Source organism: Komagataeibacter sp. FNDCF1, from assembly GCF_021295335.1.
Taxonomy (GTDB): domain Bacteria; phylum Pseudomonadota; class Alphaproteobacteria; order Acetobacterales; family Acetobacteraceae; genus Komagataeibacter.
This window is the reverse complement of sequence record NZ_JAIWOT010000001.1, coordinates 946,993-966,509: the sequence shown is the minus strand read 5'-3', so window position 1 is coordinate 966,509 and position 19,517 is coordinate 946,993. Positions and strand designations below refer to the sequence as shown.

Here is a 19,517-nt window from a genome sequence, read left to right as displayed (position 1 = left end):
AGTCGGATACGGGATATCATGCCTTGTCCGGCAGGGTGAACCATTCCGGCACCTTTACGTGCAACGCATGTCCCCCTGCCATCAGGCCTGTATCGTGGATGTGCTCGTTACGGATCATGGCCATGCCGGCGCTGTCGCGTGATGAGCGCATTTCCCCCACGGTTGCATCGCCCGACATGACGGGTGTGCCCGGTGGCGGCAGTTCACGTCCTGCCATGACGGGCAGCAGGTGGCGGCGCACCAGCCCGCGATAGCGGGTGCGTGCGGTCAGTTCCTGCCCCATATAGCAGCCCTTGGTCCACGATATGCCATTCAGCTGGTCGAAATTGGCTTCCAGCAGCAGGGTCTTGCCACTTTCACAGTCGCGCACGCCATCGGGCAGGCCCAGGGCCAGGCGGTGGCGGTCATAATCCACGTCGTCGGCCGTAACATCGGGTGCTGGATGGCCCAGCAGCACACGCCACCCCGCCTGCGGCAGGCGCGGGTCGGGGGCCGTGGGGTAGCCAGCGGGCGGGGTGAAACCATCACCCCACGCGGCATGCACGGCGTAGCCCGTCTCCCCGATCTCGACCTGCGCGCGCAGGCGGTAGCGCGACAGGCGCTGGCGCAGTATGTCGGCCTGCGCGCGGTCACAGTCCACCAGCAGGCGCACGCCCTCGGGGTCGGCAAAGACGAAGAAGTCGGCCAGCCACTTGCCCTGCGCGGACAGGAAGGCCGTCCATACGGCATGGCCGGGGGCTACGGCAGTCATGTCGTTCGACACCAGCCCCTGGAGGAAGGAGACACGGTCCGTCCCCGAAATACCGAGTACGGCGCGATCAGGAAGATGAGCAATTCTGGCCATATGCGCAATCTGGCCATGGCGGTGCCCGCAGGCAAGGGCAAAGATGAGGTTGGCACACAGGCAAAATCTGACTAGCACCGCGTGCATGCACATCCTGTTCATCACATCCACCCGGCTGGGGGATGCCATCCTGTCCACCGGGCTGCTCGATACGCTGCTGCACCGCTATCCGCAGGCCGATTTCACCATTGCCTGCGGGCCGGTGGCGGCAGGGCTGTTCGCGCACATGCCGCGCCGTGTGCGCACAATCGAAATGGTCAAGCGCCGGTATGACATGCACTGGGTGGCGCTGTGGCGGCAGTGCCGCGGGCAGAAATGGGACCTGTGCGTGGACCTGCGCGGCTCGGTCACAAGTTATTTCCTGCGCGTGGGCAGGCGCCATGTCATGCGCGGCGGGCGCAGGGAGGGGCGGCGCATTACCCATATCGGCAACCTGCTTGGCCTTGATCCCGCGCCGATGCCGGTGGTGTGGACCAGTGCGGACGAGCGTGCCCGCGCCGCCACCATGCTGCCCGATGGCCCGCGCTGGGTCGCCCTTGGCCCCACCGCCAACTGGGATGGCAAGATCTGGCCGGCAGATCGTTTTGCAGCCGTGTTCAGCGCCCTGCGCGCGGCGGACCCGGCCATGCGCCCCGTCATCCTGTACGGGCCGGGAGCGGCCGAGCGGGCGCGGGCGGAAGGTGTGCTGGCACAACTGCCCGATGCATTGGATACGGGGGGCGGCCTGAGTGTTACGCAGGTGGCCGCCCTGCTGGCGCGCTGCACTCTGTTCATTGGCAATGATTCCGGGCTTATGCACCTTGCGGCCGCCACGGGCATCCCGACCGTGGGGCTGTTCGGGCGCAGCAAGGCATCCGAATATGCCCCTGCAGGCCCGTGGGCGCGCGTGGTCATGGCGCCCGGCCCGGTGGGCAACGCGCCGATGGAGGGGCTGAGTGTCGCCAATGTCGTAACCACCGCGCGCTGCCTGCTGGCGGACCGGGACAGGCGGAAACGCTGAAAGACCCGAACTTTCTGCATTTCCGTCCTGCTTGTGGCTGGCGGTGGAAAACGGGCCGGTCTATGTGATCGGGCTGGGTCGGGTGCATAAAGGCATGGCCACCCGCACATGGCGGTTTGCCGTGCCGGTCCGGGCCGGATATGCTGGGGCCGACAATCACGACGCGCGGGGTATGATGCACCGCGCAAGCGAGCAGGGAACGACACGAACGTGGCTGACGACATCTTCACGGAAGTCGATGAGGAAATCCGTGCCGAACGCATAAGGGCACTGGCGCGGCGCTATCTTGTTGTCGCCGGTGTCGTGGTGGCGGGTATCTGCATCGGGGCGGGGGGATGGCAGTATTCCGTCTCCCGCGCGCACAGGGCGGATGCGGCGGTCTCGGCGGCCTATTTCACCGCCATGGCCGACGCCGCGCGTGCGCCGGATGCGGCGGCCAGCGGTGTCGCACCATTGACCACACGGCAGAAGACCGGCCTGGCGGAACTGCAGGCACTGGATGCAAAGGCACGGCCACCGCTGCGCATCCTGGCCCGGATGGAACGCGCGGCCCTGCTGGCGGGCAGTGGTGACGTGCCGGCGGCCCTTGCCCTGTGGGATGGCGTGGCACAGGAACAGGCGGTGGACCCGACCATTGCCGCCCTGGCCAGCCTACTATGGGTCCAGCATCAGGTTGATGGCGGCGACCCGGCCACTCTGCGCTCCCGTCTTGCGCTGCTTGATGGCGCGGGCCAGCCCTGGCGTGGCCAGGCGATCGAGACCGAGGCCCTGCTTGACCTGCGCACCGGCAGGGACGCCGACGCCCGTGCCCGGTTCACCCGCCTGGCCATGGACATGACCGTGGGCGACGGTGTACGCAACCGCGCCGAAGCCATGCTCCAGACAATGGGAGACGACGCAGGTGGCTAGTCCGACCCCCGTTTCCCCCATGCCCGCAGACAGGAAAACCATGAAACCAGCCCTGAGCCGTCGCCACGCGCTCCTTGGCGCGGGGGCGGCGCTGCTGCCGGCCCTGGCTGCCTGTTCCAGTGGCCCGAAAAAGAAGCCGCTGCTGATCGGTCACCGTTCCGACGTGCTGCATACCGCCGCCGGTCTGGCGGTGGATTCAGATGAGACGCAGGCCGTGACCGTGCCTGCCCCGACGGCGGTCAGTACGTGGCCGCAGTCCGGCATCAATGCCGACCACAGGGGGATTGACATCGCCTGGCGTGGCAGCATGAACCACCTGTGGACACATGATATCGGTGCGGGCAATTCGGAGCCGGAACTCCTGTTCTACGTGGCGCTGGGCGATAGCGGGCGCGGTGTGATCCAGGCAACGCCGGTTGTGCAGAACGGCCGCATTTTCGTGGCGGATGCGCGTGGCGTGATCCGGGCCTATCGCTGGCCCACCATGCACAAGCTGTGGGAATACAACCCCAAGCCGCGCAAGATGATGTCAAGCAACCTTGGCGGTGGCATCAGCGTGGACGGGGATACGCTCTATGTCGTGGACGGGATCGGGCAGGCGCTGGCGCTTGACGTCGCGACCGGCAAGCTGAAGTGGCGCGTCAATATCCAGACCCCCGGCCGCTCCGCCCCGACCATTTCCAACGGTCGCCTGTTCTTCGGCACGATCAACGAGCATCTTTACTGCCTTGATGCCGAAAACGGGAACGTGCTGTGGACCTATGCCGCAACCAGCGCCGATACCGTGATATACGGCCAGCCCGCCCCGGCCGTGGCCGAGGGCGTGGTACTGGCGGGTTTCGGGTCGGGTGACCTGGTGGCCCTGCGTGCCGAAGGCGGCGAGGTGGTGTGGGCCGACACGCTGGGCAGCACCAACGGCCAGCAGGCGCTGATCGACTTTTCCTGCGTGCATGGCATGCCGGTCATTGCCGATGGCACGGCCTATGCCATAAGCACGGGGTCGGTCCTGGTCGCGATCGACATGCGCTCGGGCCGCAGGCTGTGGGAACGTGGCATTTCGGGCCAGAACACGCCCCTGGTGATCGGGGACTGGATATTCCTGCTTTCCATGGATGAACAGCTGGCCTGTCTTGACCGGATTTCGGGCCATGTGCGCTGGATCACGCAGTTGCGCCAGTACGAGAATTCCGACAAGCAGAAGCGTGGCATCGTATGGAACGGTCCCATTCTGGCGGGTGGCAAGCTGGTGTGCATTTCCAGCTTCAAGCAGAATGGCGTTGTCATTGTCGATCCGGCGCAGGGGCACATAGAATCGCTGCATACATTGCCGGGCGAGGTCACGACCGCGCCCATCGTGGTCGATAATACGCTGTTGCTCATGGATAATAAGGGCTATCTTCTGGCCTATAGCTAAAAAGAAAGTTGCCGCAGTGAGTTCATCTTTTCCATCCGCGCCAGTGGATGCGCTGCCGGTTGTCGTGATCGCAGGCAGGCCGAATGTCGGCAAGTCGACCATTTTCAACCGGCTGGTTGGCCGCAGGCAGGCGCTTGTAGCCGATACGCCGGGTGTCACCCGCGACCGCAAGGAAGGGCAGGCGACTGTCCGTGGGCGCAACATCCGCATCATCGACACGGCAGGGCTGGAGGAAGCAGCCCCCGATACGCTGTACGGACGGATGCGGGCTTCCTCCGAATCGGCGGTGGCGCATGCGGATCTTGTCCTGTTCTGCATTGACGCGCGCAGCGGCATCACGCCCGCCGACCAGCATTTCGCCAACTGGCTGCGCAGGCAGGGTCGCCCGGTCCTGCTGATCGCCAACAAGGCGGAGGGCAGGCAGGGCGCTGCGGCTGCGATGGAGGCGTACTCGCTGGGGCTTGGCGCGCCGCTCGCCATCTCGGCCGAGCATGGGGAAGGCGTTGCCGACCTGATGGCCGAGATCGTGGACCGCCTGCCGCCCACCGACGCGCCGCCGGTACAGAAGAACACCCGCCGCCTGCGCCGTGAGCAGGCCGAGGCAGCGGAAGGCGAGGAGGAGGATGTCCGCCCCCCCGGCCCGCTGCGTCTGGCCATTGTGGGGCGGCCCAATGCGGGCAAATCCACGCTGCTCAACCGCCTGCTGGGTGAGGAGCGGATGATTACCGGCCCCGAGCCAGGGCTTACGCGCGATTCCATTGCCGTCATGCTCAGTGATGACGAAGGTCCGATCCAGCTTGTCGATACCGCCGGGCTGCGCCGCAAGGCCCGCATTGACGAGACGCTGGAGAAGATGTCCGTCTCCGCCTCGATCGAGGCACTGAAGATGGCGGAAGTCGTCATTCTGGTGCTGGACGCGACACTGGGCGTGCATGAGCAGGACCTGCAGATTGCCCGGCTGATCGAGCGCGAAGGCCGGTGCTGCGTGCTGGCGCTGAACAAATGGGATGCGGTGGAAGACAGGGCCGGGACACGTCAGGCCATCAAGGACCGTATCGAGATGTCGCTTGCCCAGATGCGCGGCATTCCGGTCGTGGCGTTCTCGGCCATGACCGGGGCAGGCATCAACAAGCTGCTGCCCACCGTACGGCGCGCGTATGAGGTCTGGAACCGCCGCGTTGCCACCGGTGCGCTCAACCGCTGGTTCGAGATGATGATCGAGCGTCATCCGCCGCCGCTGGTCGATGGCCGCAGGCTCAAGCTGCGTTACATCACGCAGGCCAAGTCCCGCCCGCCGACGTTTATCGTGTTCGGGACCCGCACCGACCAGTTGCCGGAGGATTACCAGCGCTATCTGGTCAATGGCCTGCGGGAGACTTTCGACCTGCCCGGTACGCCCATCCGGCTGCTGTTGCGGGCATCCAGCAACCCTTACGCGAAAAGCTGAGGCTTCGGCCCGGCGCGTGTGGCACGCTGGACCATGGCCGGATCATGGTTCCGCCTGCGTGCCCGCCATGGCGGGGTTGTGACGGGGCGCAGGGGCAGGGCGTGTGATAGCCGGTATCCCGACGGTTTTCCGCCATGCTGTGTGGCTCGCTGCCCAACCTGATGCCCCTCGCCCGGATGCGGGGCATTCCGGTGGTTGGGGCCCCGTCATGCCCCGCCGCAGGACCGTGCCGGTCTGGCTTATCGCACAAACGGTGATGCCAGAAGCGCAAAGCCCAGCCCCAGCACGGCAATCAGTGTCTCGATAACCGACCATGTCTTGATGGTCTGGCCGACCGACAGGCCAAGATATTCCTTGATCTGCCAGAAGCCTGCATCATTGAGCGGGCCGAGTGCTACGGAGCCCGCGCCTGTAACAATCACCATCAGTTCGGGTGAGGCCCCATGCGTACGGAGCAGGATCGGCCCCACAATGCCTGCCGCCGTGCTCATGGCCACGGTGGCCGACCCGGTGGCCACCCGCACCACGACCGCCAGCAGCCAGGCCAGTACCAGCAGCGGCACATGTGCCCCCACGGCCAGATCGGTGATGGCGGTCGACACACCACTATCGACCAGTTCCTGCCCGAAGCCGCCACCCGCGCCAACCAGCAGCATGATCAGCGCGGTAGGGGCCAGGCAGTCATTGGTGAATTTGAGAATTGTCTCCCGGCTGAAACCACGCGCCGTGCCAAAAACCTGAAATGACAGCAGGGTGGCCAGCGCCAGCGCGATATCGGTATTGCCGATGAAGTGCAGCGCATTGTTCAGCGGTGTCTGCGGGTTTGTCACGACATTCGCCATGGAACCCAGCAGCATCAGTACCACGGGGGACAGGATGGTCAGGACGGTAATGGCAAAGCCGGGCATGCTGCGCGGCACGTCGTCGTGGACGAACTGCGCCTCCAGCGCTGATGGCTGCACCGGCCCGATCCGGCCTGCGATAAAGCGCGCGTAAAGCGGCCCGGCAATGGCCGCCACCGGCGTCCCGATCACGATGCCCCACAGGATCGTGCGCCCGATATCGGCATGATAGGCCGAAAGCGCGAGCAGGGTGGCCGGATGCGGCGGGATCATGGCATGCGTGACGGACAGCGCCGCCCCCATGGGCAGCGCCAGAAGCAGCAGGGGGGTACTGGTGCGCCGCGCCAGCGTGAATGCCAGCGGGATGAGCAGAACGAACCCGACCTCGAAGAAAACCGGCAGCCCCACCAGCAGCCCGATCACCATCATGGCCCAGCTGACGCGCTTCTTGCCCGCCAGGCCGGTAATGGTCAGCGCAATCCGGTCCGCCCCGCCCGATTCCGCCAGCATCTTGCCCAGCATGGTGCCCAGCGCGATGACGGTGGCCACATGACCCAGCACCCGGCCCGCGCCCGCCTCGAATGAGGCAATGGCTTTCTGCGGTGGCATGCCAGCCCCCAGCGCAAGCGCAAGAGACACCGCGAACAGCACGATGAACGGATTGATCCGGAAACGGGCGATCAGCACCACGACCGATACGATCGCCAGCGTGGCAAGGGAGAGGGCAAACAGGGATGACATCACGATTTCTGTAACAAATTCATGGCCCATACAGGCCGTTGACGGAGGGAAGTGTCAACGCACGATACTTTTTTTTGAAATATTTGAACAAAATAACTTCGTTTCTGGTCATGATATTACAAAAAAGTGCTGTCCAGCCGCGCCGGTCGGCAGTCTGCACCCAATGCTGCTATCATGGCTTTTTTGCGCCAGGAACATCACCATGATCATCCATACGCACGAGACGTCCGATATCCCAACGCAGTCCGGCATGATGCGGATGCATGTCTTCCGTCCGGCGGTGGAGGGACGCTTTCCCGGGATCGTACTCTTTTCCGAGATATATCAGGTGACGGCCCCCATCCGCCGACTTGCGGTCATGATGGCGGGGCAGGGTCATGTGGTCAGCGTGCCCGAGGTCTACCACGAATACGAACCCGCAGGCACCGTACTGGCCTATGACGGGCCTGGCACGGACCGGGGCAATTTCCTGAAATTCGAAAAGCCGCTGCAGGGCTATGATGGCGATGCCCGCGCGGCGCTGGACTGGCTGGCGGGCTACCCGCAGTGTAATGGCGCGCTGGCGACGATGGGGGTGTGCCTGGGTGGGCATCTGGCGTTCCGCGCGGCGCTTGACCCGCGCGTCCGGGCCGCGGTCTGTTTCTATGCCACCGATATCCACTCCCACACGCTGGGGCAGGGCAGGAACGACGACACGCTGGCCCGCGTGGTGGAGCTGAAGGGCGAAGCGCTGATGGTATGGGGCCGGCAGGATCCGCATGTGCCCTTTGCGGGGCGGCAGATGATCCGCGAGGCGATGGAAAAGGCCGGCTGCACCTATGAATGGCATGAATTCAATGCCCAGCACGCCTTCCTGCGTGATGAAGGGCATCGGTTCGACCCGGCGCTTTTCCTGACATGCATGGACATGGTCCGCAGCTTTCTGGGCCGTGTCCTGCACGTCAGCGCGTAAGGGTTCCCGCCAGTACGATCATGGCAATGGCAAGCCCCGTTTCGCGGTTGAAGCGGAACAGGCGCAGGCACGTGGCCGGATTATGCTCGTTGATCTGGTGAACCTGCCAGCCCAGCAGCATGGCTGGCACGGGCAGCAGGTACCAGAACCACACACCCGTATGGGCAAGAAAGCCCGCCGCTGCCAGCCCGGCCAGGGCCAGGGCATAGCATGTCCCCACGAACAGCCGCGCATGCCCTGCCATGAGGCGCGATGTTGAACGCACGCCAATGCGGGCATCGTCTTCCATGTCCTGAAAGCCGTATATCGTATCAAAGCCAAGCTGCCAGACAATGGTGGCGGCATAGAGCGCGCACAGTGCGCCATCCACCCTGTCCGCCGCCGCGGCATAGCCCAGCGGCGCGCCAAAGCCGAATGTGAACCCCATGACCAGCTGTGGCCACCACGTGACCCGCTTGGCCAGCGGGTAAAGCCCCACCAGGATCAGCGAGGATGCCCCCAGTACCTGTGACAGGGGGTTGAGGTTCATGAGGATATTGAACCCGATCAGAAGCAGGGCCAGCAGGAAAAGCCCTGCTTCCCGCATGGACAGGGCGCCCGATGCCAGCGGGCGTCCCGCCGTGCGCGCGACCTGGCGGTCGATGTCGCGGTCCCACATGTCATTGACCACGCAGCCAGCGCCCCGCATCACCACGCTGCCGATGCCGAACAGCACGATCAGGACAATGCGCTGCCGGGCAGGCACGTCGCCAGGCAGCAGGATGCCCCATACGCCAGGCAGGAACAGGAGCCAGGTGCCGATGGGCCGGTCCAGCCGCGCCAGCAGCGCATAGGGCCGCAGGCGGGCGGGCAGGCGGCCGATCCAGCCATCGACCCGGATGTCCGTATGGGGTACAGGCTGGTCCATGGCGCAACTCCTTGCCCTGAATGAACATTGCCGACAGGGCCGCCTTTGCCGGTGACGGCGCGCCCCGTGGCTGCTAATGGCGAACAGATGGGCCGGAAGACCCCACCGGGTCAAGACCGGCCACAGCGTAGCAAAACAGCGAAAGGTTACCGCCAGGCATGAGGGACTGCCCGCGACTGTTCATTCCGCCCGACACCATTCCCCCCATGGCGGCGGAAAGCATGATTGAACTGGAACCGGGACAGGCCCATTACCTGGGCACCGTGCTGCGCCAGCAGGCAGGGGCGGAAATTGCCGTATTCAACGCGCGTGACGGACAATGGCAGGCCCTGATCACGCATCTGCGCCGCGAGCGCTGCCATGTCCGGCTGGTCACGTGCAATCGCGCGCCCGCAGTCACACAGGGTCTGTGCCTGCTGTTTGCCCCGCCCAAGCGCGACGCGACGGAAACTGTCATCCGCATGGGCACCGAACTGGGGGTGACGCATTTCCGGCCCGTGGTGACAGAGCGCACGAATACCCACCGGCTCAATACCGCGCGGCTGGAAAGCATCGCCCGTGAGGCGGCCGAGCAGTGCGAACGGCTGGACGTACCCGGCATCGACGCGCTGGTGCCCCTGACCACGGTGCTTTCGCAATGGCCGGAGGGCACGGCCCTGTTCGCGGCGCTGGAGCGCAGCCAGCCCCGGCCGGCACAGACCCCGCCCAAAGTGGGGGATTGCGTGCTGATCGGGCCGGAAGGCGGATTCTCCATGCGCGAACATGACATGCTGCGCGCGCGCGCGTTCGTGCGTCCCCTTTCCCTGGGCAGCCGCGTGCTGCGGGCCGATACGGCCGCCGCGGTTGCGCTGGCACTTGTCGGGGCTGGCCTCGAGGCCGTATGTGTTACAGGTTCATAACCATTCGTCCTTTACTTCCTGCTTCCAGCATCGTGTCTTCTTCCGGCATGCGCGTCCCGCCTGTCGCCAGCATTAATCTGACTGTCATGAGGATATTGCCCCCGCCATGTCGAATCCCGGCGCGCATAATTCAAACGTAATCGAATCTTTTGATCAGATGGTCGACATCCTCGCCACGGGCGCCCGCCCGCAGGCGGAATGGCGGATCGGTACGGAACACGAGAAATTCGGCTTTGTAAAACCCGATGCCGTAGACCCCGGGCGCAGGGCGTGGTCATCGCCCCCCTATGCCCCGCGTGGAATCGAGGCGCTGCTGCGCGACCTGGCGGCGCAGGCCGGTGGCACGCAGTGGGAAGACATCATCGACCGTGGCGCGCTCATCGGGCTCAAGGGCCGGGCGGATGCCAGAGGCAGTTCCATATCGCTCGAACCGGGCGGACAGTTCGAGCTGTCCGGCGCGCCGCTGGCAACCCTGCATGAGACAAAGGCGGAAATGGCACAGCACTTCGCCGCCATCCGCCCCGCCTGCACCGAACTGGGGCTGGGCTTCGCCCCGCTGGGCTTCCATCCTACCGCCACGCGCGCCGATATTCCGTGGATGCCCAAGAGCCGCTACGCCATCATGCGCAACTACATGCCCAAGGTGGGCAGGATGGGGCTGGACATGATGCTGCGCACCTGCACCGTGCAGGTCAATCTTGATTTCGGGTCGGAAGCGGACATGGCGCGCAAGATGCGCGTGGCCCTTGCCCTGCAGCCGGTCGCGACTGCGCTGTTTGCCTCATCCCCGTTCTATGAGGGGCGGCCCAACGGCTTCCTGTCCAACCGCGCGCATGTCTGGACCGATACCGACAACGCGCGGGCGGGCATGCCGTCATGCTTCATGGAAGATGGTTTCAGCTTCGCCCGCTACGTGGACTGGCTGCTGGACGTGCCGATGTATTTCATCATGCACAACGGCGAAATGGTGGACGTGGCAGGCTGTTCCTTCCGTTCCTGGCTGAATGGCGCGGACCTGCCCGGCCTGCCGGGCGTGCGCCCCACCATTGGTGATTTCGAGGACCATCTGACCACGGCCTTTCCCGACGTGCGTCTCAAGCAGTTCCTTGAAATGCGGGGCGCGGATGCGGGGTCCCCCGCCATGATGCTGGCGCAGTCGGCACTATGGACCGGCCTGCTGTACGATGATGCGACGCTGCATGCCGCCGAAAAACTGGTTCTGGAACATGGCTGGGATGATTATCTCGCCATCCGTGGCAGGGTGCCGCGCACCGGACTGGACACGCCGTGGGGGAAGGAAACGCTGCGCGCGCTGGCCGCGCGCATGGTCGGACTGGCCACTGATGGCCTGCGTGCCCGCGCCCGGCATGATGCGCAGGGGCATGACGAGACCCGTTACCTTGACCCGCTGCACGAAATTGCAGCCGGTGGTCCGACACAGGCGGAATCCTGGCTTGCCGCCTATCATGGCCGCTGGCAGGGCGATGTGACCCGTATCTTTGCCGAAGCGGCTGTCTGATGGTCCGTGCGGGGCAGGGCGTGATTATGCCCTGTCCGGCAGGGCCTGTTTTTTCAGTATATGTAATCGAGAAGCATAATCATTTTCTGTTATTACTTTGCGAATACAATTGAGAATTATTTTTATCTATACAATAGTCTTGAGGTAATGGAAAAATTTATGCATAGACTGGATGATGCGTAAATTCTCCTCCCTGTCCGATCAGGAAATACTCGCGCTCGCCATCTCCAACGAGGAGGAGGACGGCCGCATCTATTCCGATTTTGCCTACGCCCTGCGTGAGAACTACCCCGATACGTCAAGGATATTCACGGACATGTCGGTGGAGGAAGACGGCCACCGTCGTGACCTGATCGACCTGTATGCACAGCGTTTCGGCCCGCATATCCCGCTGATCCGCAGGCAGGACATTGCTGATTTCATTGTCCGTAAACCGGCATGGCAGGTCCAGACAATGGGGATCGAGGCCGTGCGCCAGCATGCCCGGCAGATGGAAATGGATGCTGCCCGCTTCTACCGCCAGGCCGCCCTGCGCACGACCGATGCCACCACCCGCAGGCTGCTGGGTGACCTGGCTCATGCCGAGGACCAGCATGAACAGGCGGCCAACGCCATACAGGATAACCGCCTGCCTGCCAGCAAGCGCGAGGGGGAGGACGAGGACGCGCGCCGCCGCTTCGTGCTGCAGGTCATCCAGCCCGGGCTGGTGGGGCTTATGGATGGCTCCGTCTCCACGCTGGCGCCGGTTTTTGCGGCGGCATTCGCCACCCATCTGCCATGGAACGCCTTTCTTGTCGGCATGGCGGCCTCCGTGGGTGCCGGTATTTCCATGGGTTTTGCCGAGGCCCTGTCCGATGATGGCAAACTGTCGGGCCGTGGGGCGCCGCTGCTGCGCGGGCTGATCTGCGGGCTCATGACCACGGCGGGCGGCATCGGGCATACGCTGCCGTTCCTGATCAGTGATTTTACCGCCGCTATGGCTGCGGCCATGGTCGTGGTGGTGATCGAACTGTTCGTGATTTCATGGATACGCTGGCGCTATCAGGACACGCCATTCGGCTCGGCGGTGGTGCAGATCGTGCTGGGCGGGCTGCTGGTATTCGGCGCGGGCGTCCTGATTGGCAGTTCCTGAGCACGTTGCCTTGATATTACCGGCATGATGGGGCACCAGTGGGGCCGGTACCGTTAGCAGGAAACGCCCCGTATCATGAGATTTTTCTCGACCCTTGCCGCCTGTGGTCTGTCCTGCCTGCTGGCCGGCGGCGTGCTGCCGCCCGTGGCCCATGCACAGGAGCAGATGGCTGTTGGCGCCTCCGATCAGGATCATGCGCTGCTGGCGCAGGTGGAACGTCATCTGGATGCGATCAGCCAGCTCAAGGCCCGTTTCCACCAGACCGCCCCGGATGGCAGGCAGAGCAGTGGCACGGCCTGGATAGACCGGACGAATCGCCGCATGCGCTTCCAGTATGATCCGCCCAGCCCGCTCCTGCTGGTGGCCAACCATGATCAGGTCGTGTTCAACGACAGCCAGCTTGACCAGACCACCACCATGCCCATGGAAAAGACGCCGCTCGGCCTGCTGCTGCGCCCGCATCTCCAGCTTTCGGGTGATGTCACGGTGACCGGGCTTTCGCATGATGGCAACGTGCTCAACGTTACGGTCGTGCGCACCGACTCCCCCGGTGATGGCAGCATGACACTGATCTTCCATGACAGCCCGCTGCGCCTGCGTGGCTGGATCATTCAGGATGCCCAGCAGGAAACCACCCGTGTCGACCTGCTCGACGCCACGACCAGCGGCGTGGCAATGCCGGATTCCCTGTTCAGCACCGATCTGCCGGAACACTGACCCCCACGGCGCTGGCAGTCCCGGCGCAGGGTATCAGGACCGTTCGCGCGCCAGTTCCAGCGCGCGGGCATAGACTGTGCGCCGGGGCAGGCTGGTAATGCCTGCCACCAGTGCCGCCGCATCCTTGACCGACAGGGTCTGCAATGCCGCACGCAACTGGCTGTCCAGGTCGGTGGCGGTGCTGTCGTCGCCCGCTGGTGGGCCGAGTACCACGGTAATCTCGCCCCGCGCCGCGTTTTCGGCATAATGCGCAGCGAGTTCGGCCAGTGTCCCGCGCCGTACTTCCTCAAAGCGCTTGGTCAGTTCCCGCGCTACCGCGGCGCGGCGCGCGGCCCCCATGACATCGGCCAGCGTGGCCAGCATGTCGGCCAGCCGGTGCGGGGCTTCGTGCCAGATCAGGGTGGCGGCAAGACCTGCGCATTCCGCTGCATGCAGCGTGGCCAGCACGTCGCGCCGCGCGGCCTCACGCGGGGGCAGGAAGCCCGAAAACAGGAAGGGATGCGGCGGCAGGCCCGAAAGTGTCAGCGCCATGATGGCTGCGTTCGGACCCGGTACGGCGCTTACCCGCCCCCCTTCAGCCACGACCGCGCGCACCAGCCGGTAGCCGGGGTCCGACATGAGTGGCGTTCCCGCATCCGATATCACGGCAATGCGCTGTCCTGCCCCAAGCGCTTCGAGCAGGGCCGGGATCTGCCGGTCCTCGTTATGGTCATGCAGCGGCCGGGTTCTGGTGTGAATGCCATATTCGCGCAGCAGCCGCGCACTGGTACGCGTGTCCTCGCACAGGATCAGGTCGCTTGACTGCAGGGTCTCGATCGCGCGGCGGCTCATGTCGGCCAGGTTGCCGATGGGGGTTGCAACAAGGACAAGTTCGCCCCCCTGATGCACAACCGGAACGGTGTCCGCCGCGTTCCCTGCATGGCGGAGGGAAGATTCTCCGCTATGAACCGGATCATGGGAACCATCCCCCGGATGTTCCGTGGCATGTTGAGATTTTGAAGGCGAGGAAGATGAGGCGTCAGACATTTGGAACCCAGATTCAAGGACAGGATGCTGATTCTGCCTCTCCACGCGCCGCATGCAAGCGCTTATTGCTGGCGGGACTGGCGGTATCGGCCCTGACCGCCTGCGCCAGCGGGGGGGGACATCATGCGCCCCATGCCGGACGCAACGTGGGTGTGCTGCTGCCGCTGAGTGGAAGCAACGCACGCCTGGGCCAGGAAATGCTGACCGCCACCCGCATGGCCATGAACACGCCCACGGCCCCGACACTGGATGTACATGATACCGCAGCCCCCGGCAGCAGCGCGGGTGCCGCAGCCCAGGCCGCCATTGCCGCGGGTGACGGGCTGATCCTCGGTCCGCTTACCGCCGACGAAACCGCCCAGACCGCCAGGGTCAGCGTGCCAGCCAATATTCCCGTACTGGCCTTTACCAGTGATATTTCAGTGGCGCAGCCCGGCGTGTGGGCACTTGGCATCGCGCCCGAGCAGCAGGTACGGCGCATGGTACTGGCGGCGCACCAGCAGGGGCGGCAGCATTTCGCGGCTTTCCTGCCCAACAACCGGCTGGGGCAGGCGCTGGGACAGGCGCTGCAGCGGGTGTGTGAGGAAAATGGCCTCCAGTCTCCCCAGATCATGTTTCATGACAGCACGCAGGATGCGATCACGACCAGCCTGAAAACGCTGTCAGCCTATGACAGCCGTGCCGCCGCCGTGCCACAGCCGGACCCCGCAACCACCCCGGCACCCCAGCCTGCTCCGGCACAGGCCGACGCGGCGACCATTGATCCCACCAATCCCGATGGCGCACCCACGCCGCAGCCCCCGGCGCAGGATATGGCCGCACCTGCGGCCACCCCGGCCGTGGCCCCGGTCTTTCCCGTGCCACCCTTTGACGTACTGCTGCTGGGGGATACCGGCCTGCAACTGGGCCAGGTCATTCACGCACTGGCGGAGGCACATGTTGACAGCACGCAGGTGCAGGTCATGGGGCCCGGCCTGTGGGGGGCATTTGTCAGCAAGCTCGGCGCGCTGCAGGGGGCATGGTATGCGGCACCCGACCCGGCCAGCAGGCAGGCTTTCGTGCAGCAGTTCATGGCGCGTTACCATCACATGCCCACGCCTCTGGCTGACCTGACCTATGATTCGGCGGCATTGGTCAAGGCGCTGGATCAGGCCCGTCCGGCAGGCAGCCCGAATGGTTATTCAGTGCAGGCGCTGACCCGGGCCGATGGCTTCGGCGGCGTGGACGGTGCTTTCGGTTTTCTGGAAAACGGACGGACACGACGTGATCTTGCCGTGTTCCAGATCCTGCCCGGTGGTGGCAGCAGGATCGTCATTCCGCCCGCCGGCAGGCTGCGGCGTAGCGCCAACTGAAGGCGGGGCGGTCAGTCTGTCATAACGGTCGTGGCGTTTCAGGCCGCGACCGTGGCACCGTTTGAAAGTACGGGGCGGATCGCATGCAGCGCTGCCTCGAACGTGCGATAGGTGGCAAGGGGGCGTTCGCGGATCTGGTCGATCAGCACCCAGCCCATGCCTTCGGGGCGGACCATGTAGGCGGGGTTGGCGTTTTCACGCACCCAGACCAGAACATGTTCGATATCTGCTTCATCATATTCATCATGGTCCGCAACCTCCGCATCACACAGGCCCATGCAGGCGCCGGCCTGGAGCCAGCGCATCAGGTATTCGCGGTGGCGCGGCAGCAAGCCCTGCCGCAGGGAAACCACATTGGTGGAAGAAACGTGCTGATCCATCATGTGCATTTCGGTGGCCCTCTGACTGTCTTGGCGTGACAACGTATGAACACGCTATTCATGCATGGCTGCTTTGCCAAACTGAATCTGGCCCGAAAAGCCGCAGAAAGAGGCAGAAGATGTATCCTGTGATAAAAAAGCAATAATTATAAATATATATGCCTAATTTTTAGGCTTCTTTCTGGGCAACTGCCTGTTCCATCGCCTGTGAAGCCAGAGCCAACTGCCCGGACGCTGCCGAATTGTGCCTTCTATCCAGTCATTTACGCGCTGGGTCAGGGTCATCTGGTCGTGAATCCGGTTGCCACCATCAGGCAGGTCAAGCGGGGCATGGACATGGATGCGCAGCCGCGCGGGGCCAAGGCGTTCGACATAACCGGGAATGACCGGACAGCGCAGCCGGAGCGCCATGGCGGCCATGGCGCCCGCCGTCATGGCGGGCTGGCCAAAAAAACGGGCTTCCACGCCATCATTCATCTTCTGGTCCACCAGCATGCCCAGATGGCCACCTTTCAGTATGTGCGCCAGTGCGCCGCGCGCGCCACGCGCGCCCTTGGCAAACAGGGGAACCGGCTGGCCCATGGCCGCATCACGCAGATCGCACAGGATCCGGTCGACCAGCGGGTTGTTGGGCGCGCGGTAGAAGGACGAGAACGGCAGTCCGTACCGGGCCACGGCGGGGGGCAGCATTTCCCAGTTGCCGATATGACCGGATACGAAAATGGTCGGGCCCCCACGCGCCGCCTGCGCCACGAGATGTTCTTCCCCCACCACGTCCCAGCCGGGGCCGGGGCCACTGTTGCGGGGCAGGGTGGCCAGATGCGGGAATTCGCCGGCGTTGCGGCCGATGTTGTCCCACATGTCCCGTATCACGGCACGGCGCATGCCACGGTCCAGTTCCGGCATGGCCATGCGCAGGTTGGCGTCCGCCACGCGGGAGACCGGAAGCCGTGGCCCCACCACGCGACATAACCACCCACCCAGGTTGGAGGCGCGTACCGGCCCGATCCGGTGGAATATGGACAGCAGTCCGCGCAGGATTGCCGCCTCAAGGCGCATCTGCGGGGTAATCGGGCGCGGGGGTGGTTGTGTCATCCGTCTTTCCTGCCCAGCCATAGGTCAAGTATGCGTTCGGGCATTGCGGGCGTGCCCCATATCAGTTCCAGCCCGACCGTGTGAACCTGCTGCTGCCAGGCGGGGGGCAGGCGTACGGCGTCCTTGTGTGTTGTGACAAGGCAGGCATCATGCCGCGCTGCCAGTGCCTGCAGGCGCCCCCAGTCCGCCGGGGTATAGGCATGGTGGTCGGCAAAACCCAGGCGCAGCAGGGGCGGCAGGCCCGCGCCAGCCAGTCCGTCAAAAAACTTTCCGGGCTGTCCGATTCCGGCAAAGGCAACGATCGGCCTGTCGCGTGGCACGTCGCGCACGTCCTGATGCAGCCGTGCCGTAAAGCATGGCAGGCCAGGCGTGAGTTCACGGGCCACGTCGTGTTTGTCCGGTCCCATCACGACCATGCCGCCTGCGCGCGCAAGTCCCGTGCGCGCCGGTTCGCGCAGCGGCCCGGCCGGAATGACCCGTCCGTTACCAAAGCCCAGCCGTCCATCCACCACCACCAGTGCCAGGTCCTGTTGCAGGGACGGATTCTGGAATCCATCATCCATGATGAGACAGTCCGCCCCCTCCGCGATGGCCCGCCGGGCGGACTGCGCACGGTCGGCACCCACGTAGCAGGGCGCGACGGCGGCCAGCAGCAGCGGTTCATCGCCCACGTCCCGCGCGGTATGGTTCGTGCCATCCACCCGCGTCCCGTCAGCTACGCGCCCCCCGTAACCACGTGAAAGGAAGGCTGGCCTGCGCCCGCGTGCCATCGCGCGCTGTGCCAGATCAAGTCCCAACGGCGTCTTGCCCGTGCCCCCCACACTGATATTGCCGCAGCAAAGCACCGGTACGGGCGCACGCCAGCCTGTTTTGCGCACCCTGCGTGCCGTGGCCGCGGCATAGAGCCATCCCGGCGGGGTCAGAAGGGTGGCCGCCCACCCGGGCCGTGCCGGTGCGCGCCACCAGAAGGCAGGGGCACGCATCACATGCCACCCAGCGCCCGCAGGGCGCGGGCAACCTGACAGGCAACTTCCGGATCGGGCGCGGCAAGGCGACGGGCCTGGTCCCCCAGTGCCCGGGCGGTGTCGGGCTGTTGCAGCAGCGGTATGATCCAGGCTGCAATGTCATGGGCCGTGCTGACGCAGCGTGCACCGTGGCCTAGCCGCGTGTAGGCCTGACGGAAATTGGCGGTCTGTGGCCCGCTTGCGATGGGGCAGCCCATGCGGGCGGGCTCGGTCGGGTTATGTCCACCCCCCGCGCAGCCGGGCAGGCTGTTACCCAGAACGACGGGTGCGCCCAGGCTGTAGAACAGGCCGGTTTCACCCAATGTGTCGCATATCCACACACCATCATCCATGTCAGGCCACTGATCCAGTGCACGACGGGGTATGGCAGCGCCCGCCATGGATGCGATCTCCACCCCCCGTGCAGGGTGGCGGGGTATGATGAGGGCCAGCGCATCCGGCACGGCCTGCCGGATCAGGCCAGCCGCCGCCATGATGGTCGCATCCTCCCCCGGGTGGGTCGAGGCCGCGATCCATACCGGGCGGCCCGCAAGCCTGTGGCGCAGTGTCGCCAGCATTGCGGGATCACAGGGCAGGGGAAGCGCGGCGTCCTTCAGGTCGGCCACCAGGTCGATATGGGATGCACCGCCCCGGCGCAGGCGCTCCGCATCTTCCATGCTGCGGGCCATGACCCAGCCAAAAGCCGACAGCATGCGGCGCAGCAGGCATCGCGCCCTGCGCCATCCGGCAAGCGAACGGTCGGACATGCGTCCGTTGACCAGCGCAAGGGGAATGCGCTGCTGTCGGCAGGCGGCAATAAGGTTGGGCCACAATTCGCTTTCGACCAGTGCGGCGGCATCGGGATGCCAGAACCGCACGAAGCGTCGGACCCAGCGTGGCACATCAAGGGGTGCGAACTGCTGGATCACGCGCGCATGCCCCGGCAGGGCCGCCACGCGCGTCAACAGGACTTCCGCCCCCGTCACGGTGCCGGTGGTGACAAGGACATGCAGCGACGGGTCGGTGGCAAGAAGCTGCCCGATCACGGGCACGATCGCCACGTTTTCCCCCACGCTGGAGGCATGCAGCCATATGAGGGGCCCCGGGGGCCGTGGCTGGCCGGGCATTCCCCGCCGTTGTGGCAGGCAGGCCACGATTTCCTTTCCGTGGCGTGCCCTGCGGCGCAGGTTCATGCGCAGCAGGGGGCTGACCAGGGCTGCCACGCCCCACCACCCCGCGCCCAGAAGCGCGCCGCACGGCTCCTGTCCTGTTCCCCGGATGCGGGTCATGGCTGTACTGGCGGGAAAACACGGTTACGCATGGTGTTGCGGTAACAT

General features: G+C 65.1%; 18 protein-coding genes. 10 read left to right on the top strand and 8 right to left on the bottom strand.

Annotation, left to right across the window (positions count from 1 at the left end; genetic code table 11):
• Positions 1-16: 16 nt before the first annotated feature.
• The gene (locus LDL32_RS04515; RefSeq protein WP_233068697.1) at positions 17-844 is read right to left on the bottom strand and encodes a folate-binding protein YgfZ; all 828 of its coding nucleotides are present in this window, start codon (positions 842-844) and stop codon (positions 17-19) included.
• A gap of 85 nt (positions 845-929) precedes the next feature.
• On the opposite strand from LDL32_RS04515, the gene LDL32_RS04510 reads away from it, so the two are divergent.
• The 4 genes from LDL32_RS04510 (at position 930) to der (ending at position 5,614) form a co-directional block, all read left to right on the top strand.
• Positions 930-1,844, top strand: coding sequence for a glycosyltransferase family 9 protein (locus LDL32_RS04510; protein ID WP_233064779.1), 915 nt, complete (start codon positions 930-932; stop codon positions 1,842-1,844).
• Positions 1,845-2,054: 210 nt separating this feature from the next.
• Positions 2,055-2,753, top strand: coding sequence for a hypothetical protein (locus LDL32_RS04505; RefSeq protein WP_233064778.1), 699 nt, complete (start codon positions 2,055-2,057; stop codon positions 2,751-2,753).
• Positions 2,754-2,793: 40 nt separating this feature from the next.
• Entirely contained in the window at positions 2,794-4,167 is a 1,374-nt protein-coding gene (locus tag LDL32_RS04500; protein WP_233064777.1) for a PQQ-like beta-propeller repeat protein, read from the top strand.
• A gap of 16 nt (positions 4,168-4,183) precedes the next feature.
• Entirely contained in the window at positions 4,184-5,614 is a 1,431-nt protein-coding gene (gene der / locus LDL32_RS04495; protein ID WP_233064776.1) for a ribosome biogenesis GTPase Der, read from the top strand.
• Positions 5,615-5,853: 239 nt separating this feature from the next.
• Here the strand turns inward: der and LDL32_RS04490 are convergent, their stop codons facing one another.
• A complete protein-coding gene (locus tag LDL32_RS04490) occupies positions 5,854-7,197 on the bottom strand; it encodes a gluconate:H+ symporter (RefSeq protein WP_233064775.1) in 1,344 nt (447 codons plus the stop codon).
• Positions 7,198-7,399: 202 nt separating this feature from the next.
• Here LDL32_RS04490 and LDL32_RS04485 point away from each other — a divergent pair, with 202 nt between their 5' ends.
• Entirely contained in the window at positions 7,400-8,149 is a 750-nt protein-coding gene (locus tag LDL32_RS04485; RefSeq protein ID WP_233064774.1) for a dienelactone hydrolase family protein, read from the top strand.
• Here the strand turns inward: LDL32_RS04485 and ubiA are convergent.
• The gene (gene ubiA / locus LDL32_RS04480) at positions 8,139-9,056 is read right to left on the bottom strand and encodes a 4-hydroxybenzoate octaprenyltransferase (RefSeq protein ID WP_233064773.1); all 918 of its coding nucleotides are present in this window, start codon (positions 9,054-9,056) and stop codon (positions 8,139-8,141) included. The two genes, LDL32_RS04485 and ubiA, sit on opposite strands and share 11 nt — an antisense overlap.
• A gap of 158 nt (positions 9,057-9,214) precedes the next feature.
• Between ubiA and LDL32_RS04475 the strand changes: the two genes are divergently transcribed.
• The 4 genes from LDL32_RS04475 (at position 9,215) to LDL32_RS04460 (ending at position 13,323) form a co-directional block, all read left to right on the top strand.
• Positions 9,215-9,955 (top strand): 16S rRNA (uracil(1498)-N(3))-methyltransferase, encoded by a 741-nt coding sequence (locus tag LDL32_RS04475; protein ID WP_233064772.1) that lies wholly within the window; start codon positions 9,215-9,217, stop codon positions 9,953-9,955.
• A 106-nt stretch (positions 9,956-10,061) separates the two neighbouring features.
• Complete coding sequence (locus LDL32_RS04470; protein WP_233064771.1) at positions 10,062-11,474, top strand: glutamate--cysteine ligase; 1,413 nt, start codon at positions 10,062-10,064, stop codon at positions 11,472-11,474.
• Positions 11,475-11,649: 175 nt separating this feature from the next.
• Entirely contained in the window at positions 11,650-12,606 is a 957-nt protein-coding gene (gene mbfA / locus LDL32_RS04465) for an iron exporter MbfA (RefSeq protein ID WP_233068696.1), read from the top strand.
• A 75-nt stretch (positions 12,607-12,681) separates the two neighbouring features.
• The gene (locus LDL32_RS04460) at positions 12,682-13,323 is read left to right on the top strand and encodes an outer membrane lipoprotein carrier protein LolA (RefSeq protein WP_233064770.1); all 642 of its coding nucleotides are present in this window, start codon (positions 12,682-12,684) and stop codon (positions 13,321-13,323) included.
• A gap of 33 nt (positions 13,324-13,356) precedes the next feature.
• Here LDL32_RS04460 and rsmI read toward each other — a convergent pair whose 3' ends face one another.
• On the bottom strand, positions 13,357-14,349 hold the full coding sequence (rsmI, locus tag LDL32_RS04455; protein WP_233064769.1) for a 16S rRNA (cytidine(1402)-2'-O)-methyltransferase: 993 nt from the start codon (positions 14,347-14,349) through the stop codon (positions 13,357-13,359).
• Here rsmI and LDL32_RS04450 point away from each other — a divergent pair.
• Complete coding sequence (locus tag LDL32_RS04450; RefSeq protein ID WP_233064767.1) at positions 14,334-15,701, top strand: penicillin-binding protein activator; 1,368 nt, start codon at positions 14,334-14,336, stop codon at positions 15,699-15,701. The genes rsmI and LDL32_RS04450 overlap by 16 nt on opposite strands.
• 38 nt (positions 15,702-15,739) lie before the next feature.
• Here LDL32_RS04450 and LDL32_RS04445 read toward each other — a convergent pair whose 3' ends face one another.
• The 4 genes from LDL32_RS04445 to LDL32_RS04430 form a co-directional block, all read right to left on the bottom strand.
• On the bottom strand, positions 15,740-16,084 hold the full coding sequence (locus LDL32_RS04445) for a hypothetical protein (protein ID WP_233064766.1): 345 nt from the start codon (positions 16,082-16,084) through the stop codon (positions 15,740-15,742).
• Between the two features lie 159 nt (positions 16,085-16,243).
• On the bottom strand, positions 16,244-17,176 hold the full coding sequence (locus tag LDL32_RS04440; protein ID WP_233064765.1) for a lauroyl acyltransferase: 933 nt from the start codon (positions 17,174-17,176) through the stop codon (positions 16,244-16,246).
• Positions 17,173-18,159: a tetraacyldisaccharide 4'-kinase gene (gene lpxK / locus LDL32_RS04435; RefSeq protein ID WP_233068695.1), complete on the bottom strand. Its 987-nt coding sequence runs from the start codon at positions 18,157-18,159 to the stop codon at positions 17,173-17,175. The genes LDL32_RS04440 and lpxK overlap by 4 nt, the downstream gene beginning before the upstream one ends.
• Positions 18,159-19,469: a 3-deoxy-D-manno-octulosonic acid transferase gene (locus tag LDL32_RS04430; protein WP_233064764.1), complete on the bottom strand. Its 1,311-nt coding sequence runs from the start codon at positions 19,467-19,469 to the stop codon at positions 18,159-18,161. Before LDL32_RS04430 ends, lpxK begins: the two co-directional genes overlap by 1 nt.
• Between the last annotated feature and the right edge of the window lie 48 nt (positions 19,470-19,517).

Bases quoted from the DNA above. Each gene is read 5' to 3' on its own strand.
- LDL32_RS04515 (WP_233068697.1), bottom strand. From the start codon at position 844: ATGGCCAGAATTGCTCATCTTCCTGATCGCGCCGTACTCGGTATTTCG.
- LDL32_RS04510 (WP_233064779.1), top strand. From the start codon at position 930: ATGCACATCCTGTTCATCACATCCACCCGGCTGGGGGATGCCATCCTG.
- LDL32_RS04500 (WP_233064777.1), top strand. From the start codon at position 2,794: ATGAAACCAGCCCTGAGCCGTCGCCACGCGCTCCTTGGCGCGGGGGCG.
- LDL32_RS04490 (WP_233064775.1), bottom strand. From the start codon at position 7,197: ATGTCATCCCTGTTTGCCCTCTCCCTTGCCACGCTGGCGATCGTATCG.
- LDL32_RS04485 (WP_233064774.1), top strand. From the start codon at position 7,400: ATGATCATCCATACGCACGAGACGTCCGATATCCCAACGCAGTCCGGC.
- ubiA (WP_233064773.1), bottom strand. From the start codon at position 9,056: ATGGACCAGCCTGTACCCCATACGGACATCCGGGTCGATGGCTGGATC.
- LDL32_RS04475 (WP_233064772.1), top strand. From the start codon at position 9,215: ATGAGGGACTGCCCGCGACTGTTCATTCCGCCCGACACCATTCCCCCC.
- LDL32_RS04470 (WP_233064771.1), top strand. From the start codon at position 10,062: ATGTCGAATCCCGGCGCGCATAATTCAAACGTAATCGAATCTTTTGAT.
- mbfA (WP_233068696.1), top strand. From the start codon at position 11,650: ATGCGTAAATTCTCCTCCCTGTCCGATCAGGAAATACTCGCGCTCGCC.
- LDL32_RS04460 (WP_233064770.1), top strand. From the start codon at position 12,682: ATGAGATTTTTCTCGACCCTTGCCGCCTGTGGTCTGTCCTGCCTGCTG.
- LDL32_RS04450 (WP_233064767.1), top strand. From the start codon at position 14,334: ATGAGGCGTCAGACATTTGGAACCCAGATTCAAGGACAGGATGCTGAT.
- rsmI (WP_233064769.1), bottom strand. From the start codon at position 14,349: ATGTCTGACGCCTCATCTTCCTCGCCTTCAAAATCTCAACATGCCACG.
- LDL32_RS04445 (WP_233064766.1), bottom strand. From the start codon at position 16,084: ATGATGGATCAGCACGTTTCTTCCACCAATGTGGTTTCCCTGCGGCAG.
- LDL32_RS04440 (WP_233064765.1), bottom strand. From the start codon at position 17,176: ATGACACAACCACCCCCGCGCCCGATTACCCCGCAGATGCGCCTTGAG.
- lpxK (WP_233068695.1), bottom strand. From the start codon at position 18,159: ATGCGTGCCCCTGCCTTCTGGTGGCGCGCACCGGCACGGCCCGGGTGG.
- LDL32_RS04430 (WP_233064764.1), bottom strand. From the start codon at position 19,469: ATGACCCGCATCCGGGGAACAGGACAGGAGCCGTGCGGCGCGCTTCTG.